Origin of the sequence: Corynebacterium mycetoides, assembly GCF_900103625.1 — a bacterium.
GTDB lineage: Bacteria > Actinomycetota > Actinomycetes > Mycobacteriales > Mycobacteriaceae > Corynebacterium > Corynebacterium mycetoides.
The window spans coordinates 717234-744143 of the sequence record NZ_LT629700.1; the positions used below are offsets into that span (position 1 = coordinate 717234).

General features: G+C 67.6%; 22 protein-coding genes. 16 read left to right on the forward strand and 6 right to left on the reverse strand.

The window, feature by feature from the left end; genetic code table 11:
• Positions 1–124: 124 nt before the first annotated feature.
• On the forward strand, positions 125–1651 hold the full coding sequence (locus BLS40_RS03590; protein WP_092148817.1) for an RNA polymerase sigma factor: 1527 nt from the start codon (positions 125–127) through the stop codon (positions 1649–1651).
• 552 nt (positions 1652–2203) lie between these two features.
• On the opposite strand, the gene BLS40_RS03595 is transcribed toward BLS40_RS03590, so the two are convergent.
• Genes BLS40_RS03595 through BLS40_RS03605 form a run of 3 tightly spaced genes read right to left on the reverse strand, consistent with a single transcriptional unit; the run spans position 2204 to position 4745 of the window.
• The gene (locus tag BLS40_RS03595; protein WP_092148820.1) at positions 2204–2746 is read right to left on the reverse strand and encodes a DUF4190 domain-containing protein; all 543 of its coding nucleotides are present in this window, start codon (positions 2744–2746) and stop codon (positions 2204–2206) included.
• 11 nt (positions 2747–2757) lie between these two features.
• Positions 2758–4428, reverse strand: coding sequence for a DEAD/DEAH box helicase (locus BLS40_RS03600; RefSeq protein WP_231908508.1), 1671 nt, complete (start codon positions 4426–4428; stop codon positions 2758–2760).
• Between the two features lie 59 nt (positions 4429–4487).
• On the reverse strand, positions 4488–4745 hold the full coding sequence (locus BLS40_RS03605) for a DUF3039 domain-containing protein (protein WP_092148826.1): 258 nt from the start codon (positions 4743–4745) through the stop codon (positions 4488–4490).
• Positions 4746–4803: 58 nt separating this feature from the next.
• On the opposite strand from BLS40_RS03605, the gene BLS40_RS03610 reads away from it, so the two are divergent.
• From BLS40_RS03610 to galE, 6 genes are all read left to right on the forward strand, one after another.
• Positions 4804–5280, forward strand: coding sequence for a DUF3099 domain-containing protein (locus BLS40_RS03610; RefSeq protein WP_092148829.1), 477 nt, complete (start codon positions 4804–4806; stop codon positions 5278–5280).
• Positions 5273–6850 (forward strand): DUF7782 domain-containing protein, encoded by a 1578-nt coding sequence (locus BLS40_RS03615; RefSeq protein WP_231908509.1) that lies wholly within the window; start codon positions 5273–5275, stop codon positions 6848–6850. Before BLS40_RS03610 ends, BLS40_RS03615 begins: the two co-directional genes overlap by 8 nt.
• Entirely contained in the window at positions 6847–7287 is a 441-nt protein-coding gene (dtd, locus tag BLS40_RS03620; RefSeq protein WP_092148835.1) for a D-aminoacyl-tRNA deacylase, read from the forward strand. Before BLS40_RS03615 ends, dtd begins: the two co-directional genes overlap by 4 nt.
• A gap of 122 nt (positions 7288–7409) precedes the next feature.
• The gene (locus tag BLS40_RS03625; RefSeq protein WP_092148838.1) at positions 7410–8405 is read left to right on the forward strand and encodes a sigma-70 family RNA polymerase sigma factor; all 996 of its coding nucleotides are present in this window, start codon (positions 7410–7412) and stop codon (positions 8403–8405) included.
• 130 nt (positions 8406–8535) lie between these two features.
• Positions 8536–9219 carry a metal-dependent transcriptional regulator gene (locus BLS40_RS03630; protein WP_092148841.1) on the forward strand — a complete coding sequence of 228 codons (684 nt, stop codon included), beginning with the start codon at positions 8536–8538 and terminating at the stop codon, positions 9217–9219.
• Between the two features lie 41 nt (positions 9220–9260).
• Complete coding sequence (gene galE, locus BLS40_RS03635) at positions 9261–10241, forward strand: UDP-glucose 4-epimerase GalE (protein WP_092148844.1); 981 nt, start codon at positions 9261–9263, stop codon at positions 10239–10241.
• Between the two features lie 40 nt (positions 10242–10281).
• On the opposite strand, the gene BLS40_RS03640 is transcribed toward galE, so the two are convergent.
• Complete coding sequence (locus BLS40_RS03640) at positions 10282–11403, reverse strand: DUF4192 domain-containing protein (RefSeq protein WP_157672436.1); 1122 nt, start codon at positions 11401–11403, stop codon at positions 10282–10284.
• 250 nt (positions 11404–11653) lie between these two features.
• Between BLS40_RS03640 and BLS40_RS03645 the strand changes: the two genes are divergently transcribed.
• The 4 genes from BLS40_RS03645 to hrpA all read left to right on the forward strand — a co-directional run bounded on the left by BLS40_RS03645 (position 11654) and on the right by hrpA (position 20280).
• Positions 11654–12721, forward strand: a complete 1068-nt coding sequence (locus BLS40_RS03645) for a PAC2 family protein (protein ID WP_092148850.1) — start codon at positions 11654–11656, stop codon at positions 12719–12721.
• A gap of 92 nt (positions 12722–12813) precedes the next feature.
• Positions 12814–15354, forward strand: coding sequence for a DEAD/DEAH box helicase (locus BLS40_RS03650; RefSeq protein ID WP_092152132.1), 2541 nt, complete (start codon positions 12814–12816; stop codon positions 15352–15354).
• A gap of 45 nt (positions 15355–15399) precedes the next feature.
• Positions 15400–16356 (forward strand): hydrogen peroxide-inducible genes activator, encoded by a 957-nt coding sequence (locus BLS40_RS03655; RefSeq protein WP_092148852.1) that lies wholly within the window; start codon positions 15400–15402, stop codon positions 16354–16356.
• Between the two features lie 15 nt (positions 16357–16371).
• Positions 16372–20280, forward strand: a complete 3909-nt coding sequence (gene hrpA, locus BLS40_RS03660; RefSeq protein WP_092148855.1) for an ATP-dependent RNA helicase HrpA — start codon at positions 16372–16374, stop codon at positions 20278–20280.
• A gap of 15 nt (positions 20281–20295) precedes the next feature.
• Here the strand turns inward: hrpA and nrdR are convergent, their stop codons facing one another.
• Together nrdR and BLS40_RS11305 are read right to left on the reverse strand one after the other, a co-directional pair.
• Positions 20296–20754, reverse strand: coding sequence for a transcriptional regulator NrdR (gene nrdR, locus BLS40_RS03665; protein ID WP_092148858.1), 459 nt, complete (start codon positions 20752–20754; stop codon positions 20296–20298).
• Between the two features lie 60 nt (positions 20755–20814).
• Positions 20815–20937 carry a hypothetical protein gene (locus tag BLS40_RS11305; protein ID WP_269456793.1) on the reverse strand — a complete coding sequence of 41 codons (123 nt, stop codon included), beginning with the start codon at positions 20935–20937 and terminating at the stop codon, positions 20815–20817.
• Between the two features lie 489 nt (positions 20938–21426).
• Here BLS40_RS11305 and lexA point away from each other — a divergent pair, with 489 nt between their 5' ends.
• The 5 genes from lexA (at position 21427) to BLS40_RS03690 (ending at position 26389) form a co-directional block, all read left to right on the forward strand.
• Entirely contained in the window at positions 21427–22113 is a 687-nt protein-coding gene (gene lexA / locus BLS40_RS03670; protein WP_092148861.1) for a transcriptional repressor LexA, read from the forward strand.
• Between the two features lie 128 nt (positions 22114–22241).
• Positions 22242–23042: a DeoR/GlpR family DNA-binding transcription regulator gene (locus BLS40_RS03675; protein WP_092148864.1), complete on the forward strand. Its 801-nt coding sequence runs from the start codon at positions 22242–22244 to the stop codon at positions 23040–23042.
• 56 nt (positions 23043–23098) lie between these two features.
• The gene (locus tag BLS40_RS03680; protein ID WP_092148867.1) at positions 23099–24088 is read left to right on the forward strand and encodes a 1-phosphofructokinase family hexose kinase; all 990 of its coding nucleotides are present in this window, start codon (positions 23099–23101) and stop codon (positions 24086–24088) included.
• Positions 24089–24092: 4 nt separating this feature from the next.
• On the forward strand, positions 24093–26087 hold the full coding sequence (locus BLS40_RS03685) for a PTS fructose transporter subunit IIABC (RefSeq protein WP_092148870.1): 1995 nt from the start codon (positions 24093–24095) through the stop codon (positions 26085–26087).
• A 32-nt stretch (positions 26088–26119) separates the two neighbouring features.
• Positions 26120–26389: an HPr family phosphocarrier protein gene (locus BLS40_RS03690; RefSeq protein ID WP_092148873.1), complete on the forward strand. Its 270-nt coding sequence runs from the start codon at positions 26120–26122 to the stop codon at positions 26387–26389.
• The last annotated feature ends 521 nt before the right edge of the window (positions 26390–26910 follow it).

Consider the following 26910-nt stretch of genomic DNA (forward strand, 5'->3'; position numbering starts at 1 on the left):
TGCGCTCCATGGGGGTAGCGTGGGCCGAGCAACGGGCCGCAAACCGGCGGTTGTTAGACTTGCCGTTCCTGAAATTGCAGCCCAGTTTGCGTACTGTGGGTTGTCTAAGAAAGCGGAACCCACTATGAGTTTGAGCGAAAGGGCGTACGTGGCAGCCAGCGAGACTTCCGGAAACGAGAGCGTGAACAACGTGAATAGCGTCACCGGGAACCCTTCAAGCGAGGCAGCAGCCGATTCGTCGACCACGCCTGCCCGCACGGCGACCAAGCGGACGGCGAAGAAGACCGCCAAGAAAGCAGTGAAGAAAACCGCGAAGAAAACCGCGAAGAAGGCAGTAAAGAAGACTGCCAAAAAGACGGCTAAGAAAGCCGTGAAGAAGACCTCCGCGAAAAGGGCGACAGCCGCTCAGCCCACCGCTGGCCTTGATGACCTCGACGAGGAGCTCACCGGCGCCGTCGACCCCGACGCTGTAGACACCCTAGACACTCTAGACACCGTAGACACTGATGACGTGGACACCGACGTCGACGACTTCGACCCGTTGATCGGCGAGGATGACGAGGACGACGAAGTTGACGAGGTCGACGACGTGGACGGTGTTGAAGGCGCCGAGGACGAGGACGACGAAGATTCGGAGGAGGAAGCCTCCTCCGTCTGGGACATCGAGGAATCGGCCGCGCTGCGCCAGGCGCGCAAGGACGCGCAGCTCACCGCGTCAGCCGACTCGGTGCGCGCATACCTGAAGCAGATCGGCAAAGTTGCGCTCCTCGACGCCGAAATGGAGGTCTCGCTGGCCAAGCGCATCGAAGCGGGCCTCTACGCCCAGCATCGCCTGGACGAGATGGAGCGCGCGGCCGCCGCGGGCGACAAGGACGCCAAGCTCACCCCGGCCGTCAAGCGCGACCTCCGCGCCGTGGCCCGCGATGGCCGCAAGGCCAAGAACCACCTGTTCGAAGCCAACCTGCGCCTCGTGGTGTCGCTGGCAAAGCGCTACACCGGGCGCGGCATGGCCTTCCTCGACCTTATCCAGGAAGGCAACCTCGGCCTCATTCGCGCCGTGGAGAAGTTCGACTACTCCAAGGGGTACAAGTTCTCCACCTACGCCACGTGGTGGATCCGCCAGGCCATCACGCGTGCCATGGCTGACCAGGCCCGCACCATCCGCATCCCGGTGCACATGGTCGAGGTCATCAACAAGCTCGGCCGCATCCAGCGCGAGCTGCTCCAGGACCTCGGCCGCGAGCCGACGCCGCAGGAGCTGGCGAAGGAAATGGACATTACCGAGGAGAAGGTCCTCGAGATCCAGCAGTACGCGCGCGAGCCGATCTCGCTCGACCAGACGATTGGCGACGAGGGCGACAGCCAGCTGGGCGATTTCATCGAGGACTCCGAAGCCGTCGTCGCCGTCGACGCCGTGTCCTTCACCCTGCTGCAGGACCAGCTCCAAGACGTGTTGCACACGCTGTCCGAACGTGAGGCCGGCGTGGTCAAGCTCCGCTTCGGCCTCACCGACGGCATGCCCCGCACGCTCGACGAAATCGGACAAGTCTACGGCGTGACACGTGAGCGCATCCGCCAGATCGAGTCGAAGACGATGTCGAAACTGCGCCACCCCTCCCGCTCCCAGGTCCTGCGCGACTACCTGGACTAGTTCGGGAACAACCAAGGTGGCCACCCTGTACCGGGTGGCCGCCTTTTCGCTTCTGTGGTGGGTCTGTGTTCGACGGGAATGCACCCGGCAGGCCCCGCGGCGTGCGTTTTTAGCTTTCCGGTCGAACTCGCCGCAGCCCCTGTTCGACGGGAATGCGTGGCGAGAAGTTCCACGTGCTTCTTGGAGTGGTAGCGCGGCCAGTGTTCGACCGGAATACTCCCCACAGGCCCCGTGGCACGCGTTTCCGGCGTTCCGGTCGAACTCGCCGCAGCCCCTGTTCGACCGGAATACACCCCACAGGCCCCGCGGCAGGCGTTTTTAGCGTTCCGATCAAACTCGCCACAGCAACAGCCTGACCGTGACTGCCCGGAGAGAAGTTCCACGCCCTGCTCAAAGTGGTGGCGCGGCCCCTGTTCGACCGGAACCCACCCCGAAGCCCCCGCGGCAAGTGTTTCCGGCGTTCCGGTCGAACTCGCCGCAGCACCTGTTCGACCGGAATGCACCCCGAAGGCCCCGCGGCAAGCGCACCCGGCGCTCCGGTCGAACTCGCCTCTAGTTGGAGGAGCCGGTCAGCGGCGAGTTCGGGTCGTTTTCCACGAAGTCGGTGACGCACGCCTCGAAGGCGGTGCGGTCGTTTTGCAGGTGCTCACATTCCTCGATGACGCCGCTGTTGAGCACCTGGCTGATCGCGGCCCCGAGGAACGCCATGAGGGCGATGGAGAGCAGCAGCGACACGGCGCCGAGGACGATGCCGGCGATCGACATCCCCTTGCGCGCGTTCTCCGGGTTCATGAACCTCGCCTTGCGCAAGCCGAGCACGCCGAGAATGATCGCGGCGATGCCCGAGAGAGCGGCGAGGGGTGCAAATAACAAGGCGAGCAGTGAGACGATGCCCACGATGAGCGCGGCCAGCGCCATGCCGTTGCTCTGCTGCACCGGCGCGCCGTAGCCCGCGTAGTCGTTGCTCAGCGCGCTATCGGGGTTGGATGTGCCGTAGCCGTTGCCAAAGGCCCCGGCCTCCTGCGGCGTGTAGGCGGTGTAGCCCTCAGGGTGGTTGTAGTCACCAAAGTTGGGATTGTTGCTGGGGGTTGTCATGCCACACCACGCTACCAGTCCCGCAGGTAGGCGATGCGGTCTCGCAGCTGCTGGGCGTTGCACAGCGCGGTCGGAGGGCCGCCGCACGCCTTGCGCACCTCGTTGTGGATGGAGCCGTGCGGGCGGCCCGTGCGCCCAGCGACGACGGACACGCGCGCGTTGAGTTCGCGACGCAGCTCCGGGATCTCATCGGCCGCGACCGTAGGTCCGCTTTCCTGCGCCTCCCCGAGCAGGGCCGCGCGCTCGGCGGCCTTGCGCTCCTCCTCCCGGCGCGCCTTCTCCTCGGCTTCGCGGGCGTCGAGCTGATCGCTCTGGCGCTTTTGCAGGAGGGTGCGCACCTGGTCAGCGCTGAGGAGGCCGGGCAGACCGAGGAAGTCCTGCTCCTCGGCGGAGCCGGCGAGGGTGGGGGTGCCGTAGGTGGAGCCGTCGAAAATGAGCGAGTCCAGTTCGGCGGACGCGCCGATGGATTCGTAGCCGGGCGCCTCGTCGGGCTCGCTCTCCGTGCGGTTGGCCTGCGCCACGAGCTCGTCTGACCAGCCGGACTCACGGTGCGGCTTGCCCAGCACGTGGTCGCGGGAGACTTCCATCTCCTCGGCCAGCCGCAACAGCACGGGCACGGACGGCAGGAACACCGAGGCCGACTCCCCGGGCATACGCGAGCGCACGAACCGGCCGATGGCCTGGGCGAAGAACAGCGGCGTGGACGCCGACGTGGCGTAGACGCCGACGGCGAGGCGCGGCACGTCCACGCCCTCGGACACCATGCGAACGGCCACCATCCACTCGTCAGTGGAGGCGGAGAACTCGTCGATGCGCGCGGACGCCCCCGGCTCGTCCGACAGTACGACGGTCACGGGCGTTGAGGAGAAGGTAGAGAGCAGTTTTGCGTAGGCGCGGGCGGTGGTGGTGTCGGTGGCGATGACAAGGCCTCCGGCATCCGGCATGTTGGCGCGGATCTTGAGCAGGCGGGTGTGCGCGGCGCGCAGCACGGCCGCGATCCACTCCCCCTTCGGGTCCAGTGCCGTCTTCCAGGCGCGCGCCGTCTGCTCAGGCGAGAGCGGCTCGCCCAGGCGCGCGCTGTACTCCTCGCCAGCGGAGTCCTTCCACTGCGCCTCCCCGGAGTAGGCGAGGAAGACGACGGGGCGCACCACGCCGTCGGCAAGCGCGTGCGAGTAGCCGTAGGTGTAATCCGCCTGGCTGACCAGGTGGCCCTCGCCGTCCTCGGTGTAGGTGACGAAGGGGATGGCGGAGTCGTCGGAGCGGAACGGGGTGCCGGTCAGGGCGAGGCGGTGCTCGACGTCGTTGTAGGCCTCGCGCACGCCGTCGCCCCAGCTCTTGGCGTCGCCGGCGTGGTGGATCTCGTCTAGGACCACCAGCGTGCGCCGCGCCGAGGCCACCGCGTGGTGCTTGAACGGGTGCATGCCCACCTGGGCGTAGGTGACCACGATGCCGTCGTAGGCCGGGTTGACGGCCGAGGAGTTGGTGAACTCCGGGTCGAGGGAGAGCCCGAAGCGCTTGGCGGCACCCGACCACTGGTGCTTGAGGTGCTCGGTGGGCACGACGACGATGATGCGCTCGACGTCGCGCGCGCCGTGCAGGGCGGCGGCCAGCGTCAAGGCGAACGTCGTCTTGCCCGCTCCCGGGGTGGCCACCGCCAGGAAATCGCGCGGCTTGTCGGCCATAAATGAATCAAAGGCCTCCTGCTGCCATGCGCGCAGCCGGGGCCCAGATGCACCGCTGGTCACTTCCTGCGCAGCCCCTTGTAAATGCGCTCGCAGTCCGGGCACACGGGGGAACCCGGCTTGGCCTGCTTTTTCACGGGGAAGGTCTCACCGCACAGCGCGACGACCATCTTCCCGGAGATGGCGGAATCCACGATCTGGTCCTTCTTCACGTAGTGGAAGAACTTGGGGGTTCCGTCGTCGGTGGTTGACGAGGTATCTTCCCTCAGATCTGGGCGCTCGAGAGTTTTCGTCGTCGTGTTCACCCCACCAATCATGCCCCACTTCGGGTGAAAAATTAAGCGCGCAGGCCACCGCGGGCTACGCTGGGCGGCTATGAACTCGACGAACGCGGGCGATCCCTCCGGCGACCCGTTCACAGTCGACATCGCCCCGGAGACCCCTCCGCAGCGGCGCCTGCCCCGCCTGCCCGGCCGCCGCAGCGAGCTGATTACCGACGCCCGCCGCACCCCCGAGCAGAACCTGCGCGCCCGCGAGCGTTCCTACATGGTGCTCCAGATGCTGCGCATCCCGTTCATCCTGTTGTCTATGGTGTCCGCCTGGTACTGGGATAACTGGTGGCTGGCCGGGGTGCTCTTCGTCGTGTCCATCCCCCTGCCGTGGGTTGCCGTGATGGTGGGCAACGGCCAGGGTGAGAAGCGCGATCCGCGGACGAAGAACGTGTACAAGCCGGCCGCGGCGCGCGCGGCGGCCCGCGAGATGGAGCTGGAGGCGCAGCGCCGCCGCGAGCTCGCGTCGCATAGCCGGGAGGACGACGGCGAGGTCGCTATCATCGACCATGATGATGAGTGAGAATCCCGGACCCAACTTTACCGAGGCCGTAACCGGCCTCGCCGCCGTGTTCGCCGACGCTTCCTTTACTGCCGACGGCATCGCCGCCCACCTGGGCCCCGACGTTACCGAGGCGCTCTACCGCGGCGAGCCCGGGGTCGTGGCGCACGCCTGCCGCGACGGATCGCGGCTCTCACGCCTGATCCGTTTCTTCCTGCTGCGCGAGCCGTCGGCCGCAGACGAGCTCGCGGAGCTCACCTCCCCCACCCTCGCGCTGCAGCTTATCGACGCCCACGTGGTCGCGCACCTGCCCTCCGGCGAGGTTCAGGTCGCATTCGACCTGCGCCCGCACGTCATCGCCGGTGAGAACCGGCTCATCGTCTCCGACCTCGACGCGTCGGTAACCGAGCATGTGCCGGGGCCCGAGCACGTCCTGGGTGTCGGTTCGGCGTCGCTGTCGCTGCTGTCGGCCACTCCGTGCTCGCCCGTCGACACGGTGCTGGATGTGGGCACGGGCTCGGGCGTGCAGGCGGTAGCGCAGTCGGGCTGCGCCACCCGCGTTGTGGCCACCGACGTGCACCCCCGCGCGCTCGAGCTGGCGCGCGCGACGCTGGTGGCCAACGGCATCGGCAACGTGGAGCTGCGCGAGGGGTCCTGGTTCGACCCGGTGGCCGGTGAGCGCTTCGACCGGATCGTGGCCAATCCTCCGTTTGTGGTGGGCCTGCCGGAGGTGAGCCACGTCTACCGCGATTCGGGGCTGTGGCTGGACGAGGCCAGCAAGCTCGTGGTCGGCCAGGCACCGGAGCACTTGGCGGACGGGGGCACGGCCCACATCCTGGCGTCCTGGGTACACTTAACGCACGGGTCGTGGGAGAGCCGCGTGGCGTCGTGGCTGCCGCCGACCGGCGTGTCGGCGTGGGTGGTGCAGCGCGACGAGGTCGATCCGGGGATGTACGTGTCCACGTGGCTGCGCGATGAGTCGGTCGATCCCCGCTCGCGCTCCGGGATCCGCCGCACGCAGCTGTGGCTGGATCATTTCGCGAGCGAGGGCGTGCGCGCGGTCGGTTTTGGGTGGGTGTTTCTCCGCGACATTGGCGACAACCCGTCGGAGGTGACCGCGGAGTCCCTCACCCACCCGTTCACCGACCCGCTGGGCCCGGAGGTTGAGGAGTACTTCCTGCGGATGGAGTGGCTGCGCGGCCGGGGCCTCGACGACGTGCTCGCCGCGCGCTTCCTGGTCCGCCCCGGCCTCGCGCTAGAGGAGGTCAGCGTCGCCGACACGGGCACCGGCATGGGGTTTTCCCCCCGCGTGCTGCGCGCCACCCGCACGGACGGCCCGCGCTTCTCCCACGAGATCGACGAAACCGTGCGCTCGGTCCTCGCCGGCCTCAATCCGCGCGGGTTGAGCCTGGCCGATGTCGTCGGGTTGTGGTCGGCGTCGCGCGGGCTTGACGACGCCGCGGCCGACGAGCTCGCCCGCGCCAGCGCCTCCGCCGTCGTCGATCTGGTCCGCCATGGGCTGATCATCCCCGCCGACATCGCGGACCTGACGAATCTGTCCGTACTGCCTGACACACCGCCCGCGCGATGAAGGCGGTGCTAACGCGGGTGTCCAGCGCATCCGTCACGGTGGACGGTGAGCTCGTGGGAGCCATCGACTGCCCGGAGACCGGGGGCGTGCTCGCGCTCGTCGGAGTGGCCCGCGAGGACACCGACGGCGACGAGGCCTGGCAGACGATGGCGCGTAAGATCGCGGAGCTGCGGATCCTCGACGGCGAGCGCAGCGTGGTCGACGCCGGCGCCCCCGTGCTCCTCATCAGCCAGTTCACGCTCATGGGCCGCACCGCCAAGGGGCGCCGCCCGGCGTGGTCGGACGCGGCGAACGGGCACGACGCGCAGCCGGTCATGGCCAAGCTCGCCGCCGCGCTGCGCGAGCGCGGGATCCACGTGGAAGAGGGACGGTTCGGCGCGATGATGCAGGTCGCTAGCGTCAACGAAGGACCCTTCACCCTGCTTGTCGAGACATAACGGCACCGTCCGGGTAAAGTCCCATTCACCTGCGCTAATTGATTCTCAACCACCACGGGAACAATTTCGGTAGGCCGAGCGTTAAGGCATTAGACCCGAACCGTTCTAGGAGGCTCACACAAATGACTCAGCCGGATCTTGCTCCCGCCGCAGATCAGGAAGAAACAGTTGATCGAGGCAGTCGCCGGAACCAGACAAATGACAATCCGTCGGCGGACTTGGTCCGCGTGTACCTCAACGGAATCGGCAAGACGGCCCTCTTAGACGCCGCCGAAGAGGTCGAGCTCGCGCAGCGCATCGAGGTGGGCCTGTACGCCCAGCACCTCTTAGATGACCCGGACACCCAGCTCACGCGCGCCAAGAAGCGCGACCTGAAGATCCTGGCGAAGCAGGGCCGCCGCGCCCGCTCCCACCTGCTCGAGGCGAACCTGCGCCTCGTGGTTTCGCTGGCGAAGCGCTACACCGGCCGCGGGATGCCCCTGCTGGACCTGATCCAGGAAGGTAACCTGGGCCTGATCCGCGCGATGGAGAAGTTCGACTACGCCAAGGGCTTCAAGTTCTCTACCTACGCCACGTGGTGGATCCGCCAGGCCATCACCCGCGGGATGGCTGACCAGTCCCGCACCATCCGCCTGCCCGTCCACCTGGTGGAGCAGGTGAACAAGCTCTCCCGCATCCGCCGCGAGATGTACCAGTCGCTGGGCCGCGAACCCACGAACGAGGAGCTCTCGGAGGAGTCGGGCATCGAGGAATCCAAGATCGAGATGCTGCTGCGCCAGTCCCGGGACCCGGTGAGCCTGGACATGCCGGTCGGCGCGGACGAGGAAGCGCCGTTGGGCGACTTCATTGAGGACGCTGAGGCGACCGACGCAGAAGACGCTGTGGTTTCCAGCCTGCGCCACGACGACATCCAGGACATCATCGGCGGTCTCGAGCAGCGCGAGCAGGACGTGATCCGCCTGCGCTACGGCCTCGACGACGGCGTGCCCCGCACACTCGACCAGATCGGCCGGCAGTTCGGCCTGTCCCGGGAGCGCGTCCGCCAGATCGAGCGCGAGGTGATGGCCAAGCTGCGCGTCGGCGAGCGCGCAGACCGCCTGCGCGACTACGCCCTGTAAGGCACTCTGAAACCCGGTCCCGCCCGGCGCGTTTGTTAGGATGTGACGCAGCTTCGCCGGGGCCGAGGCGGCGCGAGATTCGGCAGCGCCCGCCGTGGCCTGCATGAGAATAAATGAGGGATGGGCCAGCGTGCGTGACCTAGTTGATACCACCGAGATGTACCTGCGGACGGTATACGAGCTCGAGGAAGAAGGCATTGTGCCAATGCGTGCCCGCATCGTCGAGCGCCTCGACCAATCCGGCCCGACCGTCTCCCAGACCGTGGCGCGCATGGAGCGCGACGGCCTCATCGTTGTGGAGAGCGACCGCTCGCTGTCCCTGACCCCGCTCGGCCGGGAACGCGCCACCGCGGTGATGCGCAAGCACCGCCTCGCCGAGCGCCTCCTCACGGACGTGCTCAAGCTCGATCTGTCCCGGGTCCACGAAGAAGCGTGCCGCTGGGAGCACGTGATGAGCGAGGAGGTGGAAAAGCGCGTGGTCGCCGTGCTGGACAACCCGTACCGCTCCCCCTTCGGCAACCCGATCCCCGCCCTGTCCAAGCTGGGAGTGGCGGAGGACGCGTCTCTGGAGCACGGCACCCGCGCCAGTGACCTCGACCTGAGCTCCCCCGTCACCGCCACGGTGGTCCAGATTAGCGAGATCCTGCAGCTCGACCTGCCGCAGTTTGAACAGCTCGCCGCCGCGGGAATCCGGATCGGCGACGCCGTGACCCTGCGGCGCGAAGACGGCTCGATCGTGCTGACCTCCACGGCCGGCACGGACGTTGTCTTGCGCGACGACGTAGCCCACGCGTTCCGCGTCTCCCCGCGATAGCCTGCCGTGCCCGGATCCACACGATGAAAGAAGGTCAACGATTGAGGCTCGTGGTCACCGGCGGCGCCGGATACGTGGGAAGCGTCTGCGCGGCCGTGCTGCTCGAGGCCGGCCACGACGTCACCATCATCGACGACTTCTCCACCGGCAACCCCGGTGCCGTTCCCGCCGGCGCGCGACTCGTGCGCGGATCGATTAGCGACGTCATCGACGACACTCTCGCCGGCGGCAACGTCGACGGGGTGCTGCACTTCGCGGCGCGCTCCCTGGTCGGGGAGTCGGTGGACAAACCCCACGAGTACTGGCGCGACAACGTGGGCACCACGCTCACGCTGTTAGACGCCATGCGCACGCACGGCGTGGGCAACCTCGTGTTCTCCTCCACCGCCGCCACCTACGGCGAGCCGGAGGAGGTCCCGATCACCGAGGACATGCCCACCCGCCCGACCAACCCCTACGGCGCGACGAAGCTCGCCATCGACTACGCCATCACCTCCTACTGCCACGCCTACGGCATCGGCGCGACCAGCCTGCGCTACTTCAACGTCGCCGGTGCCTACGGCTCGATCGGCGAGAACCACGCGACCGAGACCCACCTCATCCCGCTGGTGCTTCAGGTTGCCATGGGGTTCAGGGAGAAGATCATGATTTTTGGGGACGACTGGCCCACCGGAGACGGAACCTGTGTGCGCGACTATATCCACGTGCGCGACTTGGCGGACGCCCACGCGCTCGCACTTGCGTCCAACGAGCCCGGCACCCACCGGATCTACAACCTCGGCTCCGGTGACGGGTATTCGGTGCGCGAGGTGATCGACGCCTGTCGCGAGGTCACCGGCCACCCCATCCCGGCAGAAGTCGCTCCCCGGCGCGCCGGCGACCCGGCCGTGCTCATCGCTTCCTCCGCGAAGATTCAGCGCGAGCTGGGATGGAACCCGACGCGCACCGGGCTGGACCGGATCGTGGCGGATTCCTGGGAGTTCACCTCGCAGCTGGGCGAGCGCTCGCACGGCGCCCGGTAGGCCCGGTAGGCCCGGTAGGCCCGGTAGGCCCGAGATCCGCTCAGGACGACCACGCGGGGTCGAGATCGGCCCACGACAGCGCGCAGCCCGACACCGCCGATTCCACCAGTTTCTCCTGCATACCGTGGTTGAGCATGGTCAGCAGCATGAGGGACAGGTGGTGGCCGGGCACCTCCTCCTGCGCGCAGGTCAAGGCAACGACCGCCCACGAGTTGAGGTTCCGGGCGGTGGCCACGGTCGCCCACAGGGTCAAGGCGTTGGCGCGGACGTCGCCGCGGAAGGCCTTGGCTACCCACAAAAACGCCGTGGCGGCGCGCAGCGGGGACGCCAGGGCATCGATGATCATGGCGTCGCGGGCGCGCTTGACGGAGAGCAGCGCGGCGATCTCGGTCGCGTCCCCCTCCAGCCCGAACACGCGCGTCCGGTTCGTGCACTCGAGGGGCTGGATGAGCGGCCGCTCGGCGACGTCGTGCAGCAGCGCACACCCCTCCTCGATGATTCCCGCGGCCGTGCGGCGGTCAGCGTCGCAGGCCAGCTCGCACGCCTGCGCGAGCTCGGCCGCCCGGGCCCCAACCTCGTCCGGGTCGTAGTCCGGGTGGCCGCGCACAGCATCACCCCACGGCTCGAAGAAGCGGAAGGTGTCGGCGCGGTCCAGCTCGGGCAGGCCGCCGTTGCGCAGCAGCGAGACCATGGACGGCGACGACGCCACGCTGGAGACGGTCCCCTGCATCCACTCCGGGCCCATGCCGCCCGCCGCGAGCTGCGCCGGGCTGGGCCCGAACACGATGGTGTACGGGGTGCCTTCGGCGACTTCGGAGACGTGCCAGCAGGCGTCGATAAGCGGGATGCCCTCCCCGTCCGCGAAGTTGAAGAGGGCCTCCTTGGTGTCCGCGACGAGCTGGGAGTTGGGGATGCGGGAGATGACGATGGCGTAGAACGCGACGCAGTCGCCGCCCGGGGTGTCGGTGAGCGCGGGGAGGATGTGGTGTGTATGGCAGAGGTCGGCGCGCATGACCGGGCCGAGGCGGACGGCACCGCCGGCGTGCTCGGGCGGGTACAGGCCGACGACGACGGTGGATTCCTGCGGGTAGAAGCCGAAGATGCCGGGTAGTGCTGCGATGATGTCGGAAGGTCCATGGAGTGATTCGGGTGTGTGAGTCATGAACATGTTGGACACGCGCCCGCGGCCCCCGGTTCCCGGCGACGCGCGTGGCGCGCCGATCTCTGTGGATAACCCGGGAAAACGCGCAGTTATCCACAGGGCGCGGCGGCGGCGTGGCGTTCGGCGCGGCGATGGGGCATGATGGAGTGCTCGATACGGGAATGTTTTCGCGCCGAGGTCCGTTGTAGACAGCAACGTATCAATCACCCCGCCGCACGGCGCGTTGCGCCGGGGATGCAAAGGAGAGCAGATGTCTGACCAGGATCGTCACATGTATGAACTGGAATACCCTGCCCCGCCAGTGGGAGAAGGGCCGGCGGGGCCGACCCTGATTATCGCGATGCAGGGGTACGCCGACGCCGGCCACGCCGTCGAGGGTGCCGCGGAGCACCTCAAGGCCGCGTTGGAGTCGCGCACGGTGGCCACGTTCAGCAACGACGAGCTGATTGACTACCGCTCGCGCCGCCCCGTGGTCACGCTCGCGCACAGCGAGATCACCAACCTGGAGGACTTGCAGCTGGATATGCGGGTGCTGCGCGACACCGAGGGGCGCTCCTTCCTGCTTCTGTCCGGCCCCGAGCCAGACCTGCGCTGGGAGGCGTTCAGCGACGCCGTGGCGGAGCTGGTCGAGCGCTTCGACGTGGACAAGACCATTTGCCTCTACGCCGCACCCATGGGCGCGCCGCACACCCGCCCGCTCGTCGTCTCCGCGCACGGCAACGACCGCGACCTCGTGGGCACGATGTTCACGTTCGACGGTATGGTCACCATGCCGGGTTCGGCAGCGATCATGATCGAGCGCGAGCTGCACCAGCGCGGTCGCAAGGTGGCCGGCTACACGGCGCACGTGCCGCACTACGTCTCGGCCTCGCCCTACCCCGCCGCGACGTACCAGCTGCTGCAGTCGGTGTCCGATGCTTCCGGCCTGAGCTTCCCGCTGCGCACCTTGGAGCGCGACATGAAGCGGGTTTCGCGCCAGCTGGCGGAGCAGACCGAGTCCTCCCAGGAGATCTCCCAGGTCGTCGCAGCGCTCGAGCAGCACTACGACTCCGAGATGGAGGAGTACCGCGACAGCCACCCGAACGCCATGATGCCCGGGGAGGCGCAGATGCCCACCGGCGAGGAGATCAGCGAGGCGTTCGAGAACTTCCTCTCCGCCATCGACGACCGCGACAATGACCGCTTCGGGGAGCGCGCGCTTCCGTTCGGCGAGGACGTCGACAGCCGGCTCGCGGACCACTACTTCACCGATGCCAGCGAAGATCACCCGGAGCGGCGCGACGACGACACTGATTCCGAGGCGGACGACGACCAGTAGCGCCCGCCGCCCGCGCGGTGTCGCACCCGTGGGTTACGGTGGGAGCCGTGAGTGACCCCGTAGCCCGCCCGTCGATCCAGACCCTGGCAGCCATGCTGCCCGACCTCGCCCAGGTTCCCGATCCGCTTTTCGACGACGTGGTGTGGGACGTCTTCACCACCTGGACACGCGGCCGCGGGATCACGCTCTACCCCGCCCAGGAGGAGGCGTCGCTGGCCCTGCTCGCCGGCGACAACGTCATCCTGGCCACCCCGACCGGCTCGGGCAAGTCGATGGTGGCCAACGCGGCGCACTTCATCGCCATGGCGCGCGGCCAGCGCACCTTCTACACGGCGCCGATCAAGGCGCTGGTGAGCGAGAAGTTCTTCGCTCTGTGCGAGATCTTCGGCGCGGAGAACGTCGGCATGATGACGGGTGACGCCACCGTTAACGGCAACGCGCCGATCATCGCGGCCACCGCAGAAATCGTGGCCAACATCGCCCTGCGCGAGGGCACAAACGCCGCCATCGACCAGGTGGTCATGGATGAGTTCCACTACTACTCCGATCCCGACCGGGGCTGGGCGTGGCAGGTGCCCCTGCTTGAGCTGCCGCGCGCGCAGTTCCTGCTCATGTCGGCCACCCTCGGCGACACGGCGTGGCTGGAGGAGGACCTGACGCGACGCACGGGCCGCACGACCACCTTCGTCGGCGGCTCGGAGCGCCCAGTGCCGCTGGACTTCCACTACGTGTTCACCCCGGTGCACGAGACGCTGGAGGAGCTGCTGGAGGGCGGCAAGGCCCCCATCTACGTAGTCCACTTCTCCCAGCGCGAGGCCACCGAGCGCGCCCAGGCGCTGACCAGCATGAACGTGGTCACAGCCGAGGAGAAGAAGCGCATCGCCGAGGAGATCGGGGACTTCCGGTTTACCACCACCTTCGGCAAGACCCTCTCCGGGCTGCTGCGCCGCGGGATCGGCGTGCACCATGCGGGTATGCTGCCGAAGTACCGGAGGCTCGTCGAAAAGCTCTCGCAGACGGGCCTGCTCAAGATCATCTGCGGCACGGACACCTTGGGGGTGGGCATTAACGTGCCCATCCGCACGGTGCTTTTGACGGGGCTGGCGAAGTACGACGGCACCCGCCAGCGCATTTTGAAGTCGCGCGAATTCCACCAGATTGCGGGCCGCGCCGGCCGCGCCGGGTTCGACACCGAGGGCACCGTGGTGGTGGAGGCGCCCGAGCACGAGATCGAGAACGTCAAGCTGCGCCGCAAGGCGGGAGACGACCCGAAAAAGCTCAAGAAGATCCGCAAAAAGTCAGCCCGCGACGGCGAGGTGTCGTGGTCGGAGAAGACCTTCCAGCGGCTCACCACGGCCGAGCCCGAGGAGCTGACCAGCCAGTTCCGGGTGTCCAACTCCATGCTGCTCAACGTGGTGGCGCGCCCGGGCGACGGCTACGAGCACATGAAGAACCTGCTGCGCGGCAACCACGACAGCCGCGCGAAGCAGAACCGGGACATCCTCACCGCGCTCGAGCTCTTCCGCGGCCTCATCAACGCAGACGTGGTCGAGCGCACCCCGGATTCGCCGGCTATGCGCCCGTACACGCTCACGCGGGAGCTGGACCGGGACTTCGCGCTCAACCAGCCGCTGTCCCCGTTCGCGCTCGCGTTTTTGTCCGTGCTCGACCCGGAGTCGGAGACGTACACGCTGGACGTGATCTCCACGTTCGAGGCGATTTTGGATGACCCCCGTCAGCTCCTCCAGGCCCAGCAGTCAGCGGCGCGCGGGGAGGAGATCGCCGCGCTGAAGGCGGACGGGGTGGACTACACGGAGCGCATGGCACTCATCGAGGAGGTCACCTACCCCAAGCCGCTGGACGACGAGCTGCACGACGCGTTTGAGACGTTTAGCCAAGGCAACCCGTGGGCCAAGGAATTCGAGCTCTCCCCCAAGTCGGTCGTGCGCGACATGATCGAGCACGCCATGACGTTTTCCGACCTCATCGCCACCTACGGCCTCGCCCGCTCGGAGGGTGTGGTCCTGCGCTACCTCACCGACGCCTGGCGCACGCTGTCGCACTCCATCCCCGAGGCGTACAGCAACGACGAGCTGGACGACATCATCGCCTGGCTGGGCGAGCTCATCCGCCAGGTCGACTCCTCGCTTCTCGACGAGTGGGCCCACATGGCCGACGACAACTCTCCAATCTCGCAGGAGGCGCTCGCCCGGGAACTCGCGTTCGGCGTGGAGGACCCGACCGCGCTCACCGCGAACCGCCGCGCCTTCAAAGTCATGGTGCGCAACTACTTCTTCCGCCTCGCGGAGCTGTTCGCGCTGGAGAAGGAGGAGCAGCTCGAGGACATGGTGGCCTACCTGGACGACGATGCCCTGCCCGGACGCGCGCCCGACTGGCCCGCCGAGATGGACGACTACTTCGACGCCTACGACGACGTCGTCATCGACGCGGACGCGCGCGGCCCCGAGTACTTCCGCATCACGGGCGACAACACGCGGCAGTGGTCGGTGGTGCAGGTGCTCAAGGACCCGGAGGGGGACAACGCGTTCCAGCTGCACGGCGTGGTGGATCTCGACGCGTCCGACGCCGCGGGCGAGGTGAGGCTGTCTGCCCTGGAGATGAAAAAAGTTTGACGTATCTAACCAAACGGCTTATCACGGTGAAGTACTGTCATAGGCATGAGCAATAAAGAGTACCGGCCGACGCTCGCGCAGCTGCGCACCTTCGTCACCATCGCGGAGAACAAGCACTTCGGCACGGCTGCGAGCAAGCTCAACATCTCCCAGCCCTCGCTGTCCCAGGCGCTCGTCGCCCTGGAGACGGGCCTGGGAATCCAGCTCATCGAGCGCTCCACCCGCAAGGTGATTGTCACCCCCGTGGGCGAGGAACTGCTTCCGCTCGCACGCGCCACCCTCGAAGCCGCGGACGCATTCGTCACCCGTTCCCGCGGAGCCCTCGGGGTGCTCTCGGGCACGTTGACGATGGGCGTCATCCCGACGCTGACCCCCTACATCCTCCCCGAGCTCCTCCGCGAGGCCGCGAAGCATTACCCGGATTTGAAGCCGCTCATCGTCGAGGAGCAGACCGGCGCGCTCATCGAGCAGCTGCGCGACGGCTCGATCGACGTGGCCATCCTGGCCGTGCCCTCCGGCTTCCCCGGCATGCGCGAGACGGAGCTGTTCCGCGAGAAGTTCGTCATTGTCACCCCGGAGGATCACCCGTTCGCGGGCCGCCGCGACCTCAGCCTCGATGCGCTCGGCGAGCTGGATCTGCTCCTGCTTGACGACGGCCACTGCTTGCGCGACCAGATCGTCGACCTGTGCCGGATCGCGCACACCGGCCACCCCGGCAACGCCGAGTACGCCACGCGCGCCTCCTCGCTGACCACCATCATGCAGCTGGTCGTCGCCGGCCTGGGTTCCACCCTGGTGCCGGAGTCGGCCGTGGCCTCCGAGTGCGCCCGCCCGGGTCTGGGACTTGCCACATTCGACGCGTCGGTGACGGCGGAGCGCGCCATCGGGCTGGTGAGCCGACCCTCCTCGGCCCGGGCGGCGGAGCACCAGGCACTCGGCGAACTGATCACCCGTGCGCACGCCCGGGCCGTGCGGAAGGGCAAACATCTGCTGCCAAGCTAAACTTGTTCGGCAGATATGAACGATTCTTCACACCCTTCCCGCGCCGACCTCATTCGCCGTCTCGACACCGTCCCGCTCAGCGAGGTCCGCCGGTTCAAACGCCGCCTGGATAAGGCGCGCTCCCCCGAGGCTTTTGCCGCGATTGCCCTCGACATCGACGCCGCGGCGGCGGTCGTCGATAAGCGTGCGAGCTCCATCGGCGACATCACCTACCCCGAGCAGCTGCCGGTGTCCGCGCGCCGCGAGGACATCATGGAGCTCATCCGCGACCACCAGGTGGTGGTCATCGCGGGCGAGACCGGCTCCGGCAAGACGACGCAGATCCCGAAGATGCTCCTGGAGCTCGGCCGCGGGCGCCGCGGCCTGATCGGCCACACGCAGCCGCGCCGCCTGGCCGCGCGGACGGTGGCCGAGCGCATCGCCGACGAGCTCGGCCAGAAGATCGGCGACAGCGTCGGCTACGCAATCCGTTTCGACGACCGCGTCTCCCCCACCACCGCCGTCAAGCTGATGACCGACGGCATCCTGCTCGCCGAGATGCAGCGCGACCGCTTCCTCAACGCCTACGACACGATCATCATCGACGAGGCGCACGAGCGCTCCCTCAACATCGACTTCCTCCTCGGCTACCTCAAGCGGCTGCTGCCGAAGCGGCCGGACCTCAAGGTCATCATCACCTCGGCGACGATCGACCCGGAGCGTTTCGCCCGGCACTTCGCCTCCGCCGACGGCACACCCGCGCCGGTCATCGAGGTCTCGGGGCGAACCTACCCGGTGGAGATCCGCTACCGGCCGCTCGTGGAGCAGGTCGAGGGCAAGGACGTCGACATCGACATGATCGACGGCGTCGTCGCTGCCGTCGAGGAGCTCATGCGCGAAGGCGACGGCGACATCCTGTGCTTCTTTTCCTCCGAGCGCGACATCCGCGACTGCATGGAGGCCATTGAGAAGAAGCGCTGGCGCGGCGTGGAGGTCACGCCGCTGTTCGGGCGGCTGTCGAACGCGGAGCAGCACCGGGTGTTCTCCCCGCACACCGGCCGCCGCATTGTCCTGTCGACCAACATCGCCGAGACGTCGCTGACCGTGCCCGGCATCCACTACGTGGTGGACACGGGGCTGGCCAGGATTTCCCGCTACTCCACGCGCACGAAGGTGCAGCGCCTGCCCATCGAGGAGATCTCGCAGGCCTCCGCGAACCAGCGCTCGGGCCGCTCCGGGCGCGTGGCCGACGGCATCGCGATCCGCCTGTACTCGGAAGAGAACTTCGACGCGAGGCCCGAGTTCACCGACCCGGAGATCCTGCGCACCAACCTGGCCAGCGTGATCCTGCAGATGATCTCGCTGCGCCTGGGGGATGTCAGTGAATTCCCCTTCTTGCAGCCGCCGGATCAGAAGTCCATCCGCGACGGCCTGATGGTGCTCCACGAGCTCGGGGCGATCTCTGACAAGGAGCGCGACGGCGCGCCGACCCTTACTCCCGTCGGGCGCGATATCGCGCGCATCCCGGTCGACCCGAAGATGGCGCGCATGCTGGTCGAGGCCAACCGCCTCGGCGTGCTGGATGACACCACGGTCATCGTCGCGTACATGACCATTCAGGACGTGCGCGAACGTCCGCTGGAGTTTCAGGCCCAGGCGGACCAGGCGCACGCCCGGTTCAAGGACCCGACCTCCGACTTCGCCTCGGCGCTGAAGCTCTGGGACTATATCAACGAGTCCCGCGACGAGCTCTCCGGCAACGCGTTCCGCACCCGGATGCGCCGCGAATACCTGCACTACATGCGTATCCGCGAGTGGTACGACCTAGTGCGCCAGCTGCGCGACGTGGAAAAGCAGCTCGGGTGGTCCCGCGCGGAAAACGTCGTGGGCGAGCGCGACCTAGATGCCATCCACAAGTCCCTGCTCACGGGGCTGCTGTCCAACATCGGCGCGCGCGACGGAAACTCCAAGGAGTTCCAGGGTGCGCGCGGCACGCGTTTCATGGTCTTTCCCGGCTCAGTGCTGGCGAAAAAGCCGCCGGAGTTCCTCATGGCCGCGGAGCTGGTGGAAACCTCCCGGCTCTGGGCGCGCGACGTGGCCAGAATCAAGCCGGAGTGGGTGGAGGCCGCCGCCGGCGACCTGCTCAAGCACAACTACTCCGAGCCGGTGTGGTCGCGCAAGCGCTCGGCCGCGATGGTGCACCAGACCTCCCTGCTCTACGGCCTGCCCATCGTGCGGGACCGGCTGGTGCCCTACCACCGCGTGGATGGGCCCGGGGCGCGAAACATGTTCATCCGCCACGCGCTCATCGGGGGTGATTGGAACCGCCACCACACATTCATCGACCACAACGAGGCCCTGCTTGCCGACGCCGCCGCGGTGGAGGACAAGGTGCGCCGCCGCGGAATCGTGGTGGACGAGGACACGTTGTTCGACTTCTACGACGCGCGCCTACCCGCCGATGTGACCACCGCGCGCCACTTCGACTCGTGGTGGAAGGCAAAGCGCCGCGAGGACCCCTCCTACCTGGACTTCGACCCAGACGAGCTGTTGCGCGGCGACGTCGACGCCTCCGCCGACTCCTTCCCCACGACCTGGCGGCAGGGCTCCATCGACTATCCGCTGCGCTACACGTTCGAGCCGGGGGACCCGTTCGACGGCGTCACCGTGGAAGTGCCCGTCCCGCTTCTCGCGGGGCTCGAGGCGGCCGGGTTCGACTGGCTCGTCCCCGGGCTGCGCCTCGAGCTGGTCACCGAGCTCATCCGCACCCTGCCGAAAGCGTTGCGACGCTCCGTCGTCCCCGCACCCGATTTCGCCAGGATGGCGCTCGCCCGGCTTGAGCCGTCCGGGACGCCTTCTACGCCGCTGACCGACGACCTCGCCGAGGCGCTCCGAGCTCTCGGGGGTGCAGGAATCAACGCGTCCGATTTCCGCCCCGAGGCGCTGCCGGACCACCTGAAGGTGACGTTCGCCGCCGTGGACAAGCGCGGCCGCGTCATCGACCACGACAAGGATCTCAGCGCGCTCAAGCGGCGCCAGGCCGGCAAGATCCGCTCGTCGGTGTCCAAGGCGAGCCGCGCCTCGGAAACGGCCACCGCCGCGAAGTGGACAGCCGACACGCTGGGCGCGGTCCCGGAGACGGTGAGCACCACCATCGAGGGTAACGCAGTCGACGCCTACCCCGCGTTAGAAGCCACCGCCGACGGCGTCAAGGTGACCGTCCACCCGACAAAGGCCGCGGCGGATGCGTCCATGGTGACGGCCACGTTGACGCTGCTGCTGCGGGAGATCCCCGTCAACGCCGGGCAGATGACGAAGGGGCTGCCGCTGCGTCAGAAGGTCGCAGTGGACAACTACCCGCACGGCGGGGCGGCCGGGCTTGTCGAGGACGCCCGGGTGGCCACCATCCGCGACCTCATGTTCGCGGCGGGTGGCCCCGTGCGTTCCCCCGAGCAGTTCGAGGCCCTGGTCACCGAGCTCAAACCGCAGGTGCCCTTCGGCGTGCGCCAAAATGTAGTCGCGGTAGCGCCCTCCCTGGTGCAGTTCGCGAACATGTCGACGGAGCTCGAGAAGTGGAGCGGCCCGGCGATCGATGACATGCGCGGGCAGCTGGCGTTCTACTTCCCGCCGCACGCGATCGCCACGCACGGGATGGAGCATCTGCAGCACGTGCCCCGCTACATCGAAGCGATGCGGATCCGGTTGGAGGACATGGCGCTTGATCCCGACAGGGACGCCGAGCGCCAAGACATCGTCGCGTCGACGCGCCGCTACCTCGACGCGAAGCTGCGCTCACTCCCCCGCGGCCGGGAGAAGACCCGGGCTGTGAGGGACATCCTGTGGCAGATCGAGGAGCTGCGTGTCAGCTTGTTCGCGCAGCGCCTGGGCACCCCGAAGCCCGTCAGCCAAAGACGGATAGAGAAGATGGTCGACGCGCTACGCTAACGAGCCGGCGGCGGGTCAGAAGTTCTCCCTGTCCCGTCGCCGCATGAGACGGATTTCCGACTCGAAGTCGTCAGCCGACTCAAAGGACTTGTAGACGGACGCGAAGCGCAGGTATGCGACCTCGTCGAGTGCGCGAAGCGGCTCGAGGACGGCGAGGCCGACATCGTTGGCGTCGACCTGCGAGCTACCGTGACTACGCACCGTCTCCTCCACCTGTTGGGCGAGGCGCTTGAGCGCGTCGTCGGACACGTCGCGGCCTTGGCAGGCGCGGCGGACGCCGCTGATGAGCTTGTCGCGATCAAACGGCTCGCTGACCCCGTTGCGCTTGACCACCATGAGGATGGCCTTTTCCACCGTGGTGAATCTCCCTCCGCAGTTCGCACACTCTCTCCGGCGACGGATGGCGGACCCGGCGTCGATGACGCGGGAATCGAGAACCCTCGACTGTTCGTGGTGGCAAAACGGGCAGTGCATGCCCCCGATACTACCCCCGGACGAGCGCCAGAACCTAGAGCCAGATCCTAGCGCTGGGAGCTAGCGCACCTGCGCCGAGACGACGTCGTGCGCCGCCCCATGGCCCTGGTCCGCCGGGTCCGCGGAGAATGCGCCACCGGCCGCCGAACCGAGGATCAGCGCGAGACCGAGAACGGCGCCCATGAGAATATCCGCGCGGTTTTCGTGGCGGGATTCGAATGCGGTCTCAGCCGGGATTTCCGTGGGCCGTGGCAGGCGAGGAACACGCTCATGAGTTCGATTATGTGGACTGAGGGTTCGAACACGGGTTGAGTGCGCGCGCGTGTGCGTCTCGGGGGCGACGTCCCACACCGCGACTGTAGTAGCCCGGGCCGGGTGGGCCGTGTGGGGAGTGTGAGCAGTGCTGGCACGATCGATCTGGATGGTCATGATTGTCTCCTTTGTTGTGTTGCCTTTAACTCTAAGGGCGAGTCGGACACCGTCGAACAAGCTACCGTTCACATGTTCGATGCCGTCTCTATGTTCGATTTATAGCACCTTGTCCAACACGTGTCCAGTGTCGCGCCAAGAATGTCGAACAAACTTGCCACTTCTGGTAGCTTTGCAAGCACGCCCGATGATGCGCCGCCGATGAAGTACCGATGAAGTAGCGATGAAAGTAGAGGAGAACCGATGCCCCGCAAGAAAGACGACCCGAGCACGCTTGACATGAGTGTCCTGTCCGACCGGCAGCGCCGGATCCTGGAGGTGATACAGGACGCGGTTGTGCTGCGCGGGTACCCACCCAGCATCCGCGAGATCGGCGACGCCGCCGGGCTGCAGTCCACGTCTTCGGTCGCCTACCAGCTCAAGGAACTGGAGAAGAAGGGCTTCCTCCGGCGCGACCCCAATAAGCCCCGTGCCGTAGATTTGCGCCACCTGCCCGATTCTGCGAAGCCCCGGAAGTCCACCGCCGAGGACGTCGTCGCCCCCGAGGATGCGTCGCAGCCGCGCTTCGTCCCGGTGGTAGGCCGCATCGCGGCAGGCTCCCCCATCCTGGCGGAGCAGAACATCGACAGCTACTTCCCCCTCCCGCAGGAGCTGCTGGGCGAGGGCGAGCTCTACATGCTCCAGGTCGTCGGCGAGTCGATGCGCGACGCCGGCATCCTCGACGGGGACTGGGTCGTCGTGCGTGCCCAGCCGGTAGCGGAGGAGGGCGAGTTTGTCGCCGCGCTTCTCGACGGCGAAGCGACGGTCAAGGAGTTCCACCGCGACTCCTCCGGGGTGTGGCTGCTGCCCCACAACGACGCGTTCTCCCCCATCAAGGGAGACGAGGCACAGATCATGGGGCGGGTCGTGTCCGTTTTCCGGACCCTCTAGGTCCCCTCCGCCCCCGTATGTAGCCCCGCTTGGGGGCATGCAAACACAAACACACCCAACCGGGCAGGTTTTGTTTGGAACAATGGCAGACGGTTTACTCCCCTCTCAGCCCCAAGGACGGCCCAGGCATGTACGCAGAAGAACGCAGGCGACAGATCGCGTCGTTGACCGCCGTCGAGGGCCGGGTCAACGTCACGGAGCTTGCACAGAAATTCGGCGTCACGGCGGAGACCATTAGGCGCGACCTCGCGGCACTGAACCGGGACGGCGTGATCCAGCGCGTCCACGGCGGGGCCGTGGCCAGCCAGTCCTACCTCACTACGGAGTTTCCGCTCGACACGAGGTTCCGCTCCGCATCCTCGGCGAAATCGGCAATCGCGCGCGCGGCGCTCGCTTTCCTTCCGGACCACCCCGAGGGCGGGATCTTCCTCGACTCCGGCACAACGATTCACGCGCTCGCCAGCATCATCGCCACGCACCCGCACGCGCCCTCCTGGCAGATCGTGACCAACTCCATCCCGATCGCCCTGGATCTGTCCGCGGCGCAGCTGCCCCACGTCCAGCTGCTCGGCGGGTCTGTCCGCGCGATTACGCAGGCGGTGGTGGGACCTACGGCGCTGCGCTCCCTCGCCCTTCTGCGCGCCGACGTGGCGTTTATTGGCACCAACGCGCTGAGCGTCGAGCACGGTCTGTCCACGGCGGACGCGCAAGAGGCGGCGATCAAGTCCGCGATGGTGACCAACGCGCGCACAGTGGTCGTGCTGTGCGACTCCTCGAAGCTCGGCAACGACTACCTGGTCAGCTTCGCCCCGCTTGACGACGTCGACGTAGTCATCACCGACGACGCCGCCCCGCAATCGATCCTGGACGAGCTCGCCCAGCACGGCGTCGAGGTCATTCTGGCAGGGGGAGAAACTACCCCCTCTTGACCAACCGGGCACATTCGGAAAGAATCGGGGGTAACGAGACCCCGAGGAGCCCCGCAGTGATAGTCACCTTCACTCCCAACCCGAGCATCGACGCCACACTCGAGCTCGACTCTCTAGAGGTGGGTGGCGTCAACCGCGCCCTCCGAGCTTGCCGCGAGGCCGGGGGCAAAGGCATCAACGTCGCCCGCGCCTGCGCACAGGCGGGCCAGCCCACGCTGGCCATCGCGCCCTGCGGGCCGACAGACCCGTTCACTCTGCTGTGCCGCACGGCGGACGTTCCGCTCAAGACGGTGCCCATCGACGGCACCGTCCGCACCAACACAACACTGTCGGAGCGCGGCGGCCGCACCACGAAAATCAACGAGACCGGCCCACTGCTCGGCAGCGCCGACGTCGCCCGCATCACGGACACCGTCATCTCCACCATGGCCGAGGGCGGAGCGGACGCGGTCGTCATGGCCGGCTCCCTGCCGCCCGGCGCACCGCTGGACTGGTACGCCACGCTCGCGCGCCAGATCCGCAAGGCCTGCCCGGGGGCGGTCGTCGCCATCGACACCTCCGACAAGCCGCTTGTGGCGCTGAGCGCCCACCTTGCCGACGCCGCGCCCGACGTGATGAAGCCCAACGCATTCGAGCTCGCCCAGCTCACCGACTCCGGGACCACTGGCCGCGAGCTCGAGCAGCAGGCCGCCCGCGGCGACTACGCGGAGATCAGCGCCCACGCAGAAACCCTGCGCTCCGCCGGCGTCAAGGAGGTCGTGGTCACCCTGGGTGCAGCCGGAGCGGTGCTGGTCACCGGGTCCGGCGCCTGGGCCGCCACCGCTCCCCCCGCCGCCGCGCAGTCCACCGTCGGCGCGGGCGACTCGGCGCTGGCCGGCTACATCATGGCGCGCGTCGCGGGGGAAGCGCCCGCGGAATGCCTGCGCCGCAGCGTTGCCTACGGCTCGGCGGCGGCCGCGAAGCCCGCCACCGGCATCCCCTCGCCGGCCGAGATCGACCTCGCCCACACAGACGTTTTCCCGCTCTCCACCTCCGAGAAGGACTGACGCCATGAGCCCCCAGTTAATCACCCCCGAACTCGTCGGCCTCGACGTCGATTTCGGATCCGCCCCCACCGATGTCATCACCCGCCTGGCAGGCATGGTTGCCTCCGCCGGCCGCACCACCGACGCGGCCGCGCTTGCCGACGGCGCCATCGAGCGCGAAGCCAAAGCCCCGACGGGTGTTCCCGGCCGCGTCGCCATCCCGCACGTGCGCTCCTCCGCCGTCGCCACGCCCACCCTCGCCTTCGCCCGGCTGGCCCGTCCGGTCGACTTCGGCGGCCCGGACGGGGACGCGGACCTGGTGTTCCTTATCGCCGCGCCCGAAGGCGGCGGCAAGGAACACCTGAAAATCCTGTCCACCTTGGCCAGGGCCCTGGTGCGTGGGGAGTTCGTCGATAAGCTGCGCGCAGCCGCGACCCCGAACGACGCCGTCGCGGAGATCATCGCCGTCGTCGGCGGAGCGCCCGAGCCGCCGAAGCGGGTGTACAGGATCGCCGCGGTGACTTCGTGCCCCACCGGCATCGCGCACACTTACATGGCCGCCGACGCCCTGGTTCAGGCCGCGCAGAAGCGTGACGACGTCGACCTGCGCGTCGAACCCCAGGGTTCCTCCGGCTACGACGCCCTCGAAGACTCCTTTATCCGCGACGCAGACGCCGTCATCTTCGCCCACGACGTCGCCGTGCGCGGCCAGGGCCGCTTCGCCGGCAAACCGCTGATCAACGCCCCCGTCAAGCGCGGCATCGACTCCCCCGACGCGCTGATCGACGCCGCCGTCGCCGCGGCGGACGACCCGGACGCGGACGTCGTCAAGGCATCGACGTCCGCGGGTGACGACGGCGACGCCGCGCGCCAGAGCACCGACAGCTGGCCGAAGCGCATCCAGCAGGCGGTGATGACCGGCGTGTCCTACATGGTCCCGTTCGTCGCCGCCGGCGGCCTCCTGCTCGCGCTCGGATTCCTCATCGGCGGCTACGACATGGCCAACGGGTGGCAGGCGATTGCCACGCAGTTCTCCCCCACCAACCTGCCCGGAAACCAGGTCAACGTGGACGGCGCCGTGATGACGTTCGAGCGCTCCGGGTGGCTGCTCTACCTGGGCGCCGTGCTGTTTGCCACGGGCCAAATGGGCATGGGATTCGTGGTCTCGGCACTATCCGGTTACATCGGCTACGGGCTCGCGGGCAGGCCCGGCATCGCCCCCGGGTTCATCGGCGGCGCGAGCTCCGTACTGCTCGGCGCTGGGTTCATCGGCGGCCTCGTCACCGGCATCCTCGCCGGAGTGATCGCGTACTGGATTCAGTCGTGGACAGTGCCGCGCTGGCTCGGCTCACTCATGCCGGTGGTGATCATTCCGCTGTTGACCTCGCTCGCCATCGGCCTTTTGATGTTCCTGCTGCTCGGCCGCCCACTCGGGGCGATCATGGAGGGCCTGCAGGGGTGGCTGGAATCCATGAGCGGGTCGTCCGCGATCCTGCTCGGCGTGATCATCGGCATGATGATGTGCTTCGACCTCGGCGGGCCGGTGAACAAGGCCGCCTACCTCTTCGGCACCGCGGGCCTGTCCGCCGGAACCGAGTCGAGCTTCCAGATCATGGCCGCCGTCATGATTTCCGGCATGGTGCCCCCGATCGCCCTGTCCATCGCCACGTTCCTACGCCGGTCCCTCTTCACGCCCGCGGAGCAGGAGAACGGCAAATCCGCCTGGCTGCTCGGCCTGTCCTTCGTCTCCGAAGGCGCGATCCCCTTCGCCGCGGCTGACCCGCTGCGTGTCATCCCGTCGATGATGCTCGGCGGCGCGACCGCCGGCGCGGTGTCCATGGCGCTCGGCACGGGAGTGCAGGCGCCGCACGGCGGCATCTTCGTCATCTTCGCGTATGACCCGTGGTGGGGCATGTTCGCCGCCCTCGCCGCAGGCGTGGCGGTGTCCGCGGCTGCGGTCATCGCGGCCAAGCAGATTTGGCCCAACAAGGCCATCGAGCACGCTGCGCAGACCGCGTAGACTCGAGTCACCACTTACGAAAGGACTTCTCTATGGCTTCCAAGACTGTCAAGGTCGGCTCCACTGTGGGCCTCCACGCTCGCCCCGCAACCGTGATCGCTGACGCGGCCGGTGAGTTCGACGAGGAGATCGTGCTCACCCGCGTCGGTGACGACCCGGACGACGAGACCGACGCAGCCTCGTCGCTGATGATCATGGCGATGGGCGCGGAGTACGGCGACGAGGTCACCGTGACCTCGGACAATGCGCAGGCCGTAGAGAAGATCGCGGCTCTCATCGAGCAGAACCTCGACGAGGAGTAGGTCACTGTTCGACCGGCGTTTCCGGACTTTCGGGGCGCTGGGTGGCCGTTTCTGTCGAACGGGGTACAGCAGGGCTTAGCTAACCTGGCCCCCTTGTTCGACCGGAACGGCCTTTACCGCTCCCGCAGGCGCCTGAAACGCGCTTCCGGTCGAACACGCACCTGCGGGGTCTGACGGCTAACCCCCTTGTTCGACCGGAGCGGCCTTTCTGACCTCTCAGGGCGTTAAAGCACGCTTCCGGTCGAACACGCACCGGGCGGGACTAGTGGCGTTGGCCCCTTGTTCGACCGGAATAGGCATTTTCACGCCCGCAGGCTCCTAAAACACGCTTCCGGTCGAACACGCACCTGCGGGGTCTGACGGCTAACCCCCTTGTTCGACCGGAACGGCCTTTTCCGCCCCGCAGGCCTCTGAAACGCGCTTCCGGTCGAACACGCACCGGGTGGGACGAGCGCTGTTCGACCGGAACGGCATTTACCGGCCATGAAGGGGCTCCGGCACGCTTCCGGTCGAACACGCAC

Coding starts and splice junctions, on each gene's coding strand:
- BLS40_RS03610 (WP_092148829.1), top strand. CDS start 4,804: ATGAACTCGACGAACGCGGGCGATCCCTCCGGCGACCCGTTCACAGTC.
- BLS40_RS03675 (WP_092148864.1), top strand. CDS start 22,242: ATGTACGCAGAAGAACGCAGGCGACAGATCGCGTCGTTGACCGCCGTC.
- dtd (WP_092148835.1), top strand. CDS start 6,847: ATGAAGGCGGTGCTAACGCGGGTGTCCAGCGCATCCGTCACGGTGGAC.
- nrdR (WP_092148858.1), bottom strand. CDS start 20,754: ATGCACTGCCCGTTTTGCCACCACGAACAGTCGAGGGTTCTCGATTCC.
- BLS40_RS11305 (WP_269456793.1), bottom strand. CDS start 20,937: ATGGGCGCCGTTCTCGGTCTCGCGCTGATCCTCGGTTCGGCGGCCGGT.
- hrpA (WP_092148855.1), top strand. CDS start 16,372: ATGAACGATTCTTCACACCCTTCCCGCGCCGACCTCATTCGCCGTCTC.
- BLS40_RS03645 (WP_092148850.1), top strand. CDS start 11,654: ATGTCTGACCAGGATCGTCACATGTATGAACTGGAATACCCTGCCCCG.
- BLS40_RS03685 (WP_092148870.1), top strand. CDS start 24,093: ATGAGCCCCCAGTTAATCACCCCCGAACTCGTCGGCCTCGACGTCGAT.
- BLS40_RS03625 (WP_092148838.1), top strand. CDS start 7,410: ATGACTCAGCCGGATCTTGCTCCCGCCGCAGATCAGGAAGAAACAGTT.
- BLS40_RS03615 (WP_231908509.1), top strand. CDS start 5,273: ATGAGTGAGAATCCCGGACCCAACTTTACCGAGGCCGTAACCGGCCTC.
- lexA (WP_092148861.1), top strand. CDS start 21,427: ATGCCCCGCAAGAAAGACGACCCGAGCACGCTTGACATGAGTGTCCTG.
- BLS40_RS03655 (WP_092148852.1), top strand. CDS start 15,400: ATGAGCAATAAAGAGTACCGGCCGACGCTCGCGCAGCTGCGCACCTTC.
- BLS40_RS03595 (WP_092148820.1), bottom strand. CDS start 2,746: ATGACAACCCCCAGCAACAATCCCAACTTTGGTGACTACAACCACCCT.
- BLS40_RS03590 (WP_092148817.1), top strand. CDS start 125: ATGAGTTTGAGCGAAAGGGCGTACGTGGCAGCCAGCGAGACTTCCGGA.
- BLS40_RS03605 (WP_092148826.1), bottom strand. CDS start 4,745: ATGATTGGTGGGGTGAACACGACGACGAAAACTCTCGAGCGCCCAGAT.
- BLS40_RS03640 (WP_157672436.1), bottom strand. CDS start 11,403: ATGACTCACACACCCGAATCACTCCATGGACCTTCCGACATCATCGCA.
- BLS40_RS03690 (WP_092148873.1), top strand. CDS start 26,120: ATGGCTTCCAAGACTGTCAAGGTCGGCTCCACTGTGGGCCTCCACGCT.
- BLS40_RS03600 (WP_231908508.1), bottom strand. CDS start 4,428: ATGGCCGACAAGCCGCGCGATTTCCTGGCGGTGGCCACCCCGGGAGCG.
- BLS40_RS03650 (WP_092152132.1), top strand. CDS start 12,814: ATGCTGCCCGACCTCGCCCAGGTTCCCGATCCGCTTTTCGACGACGTG.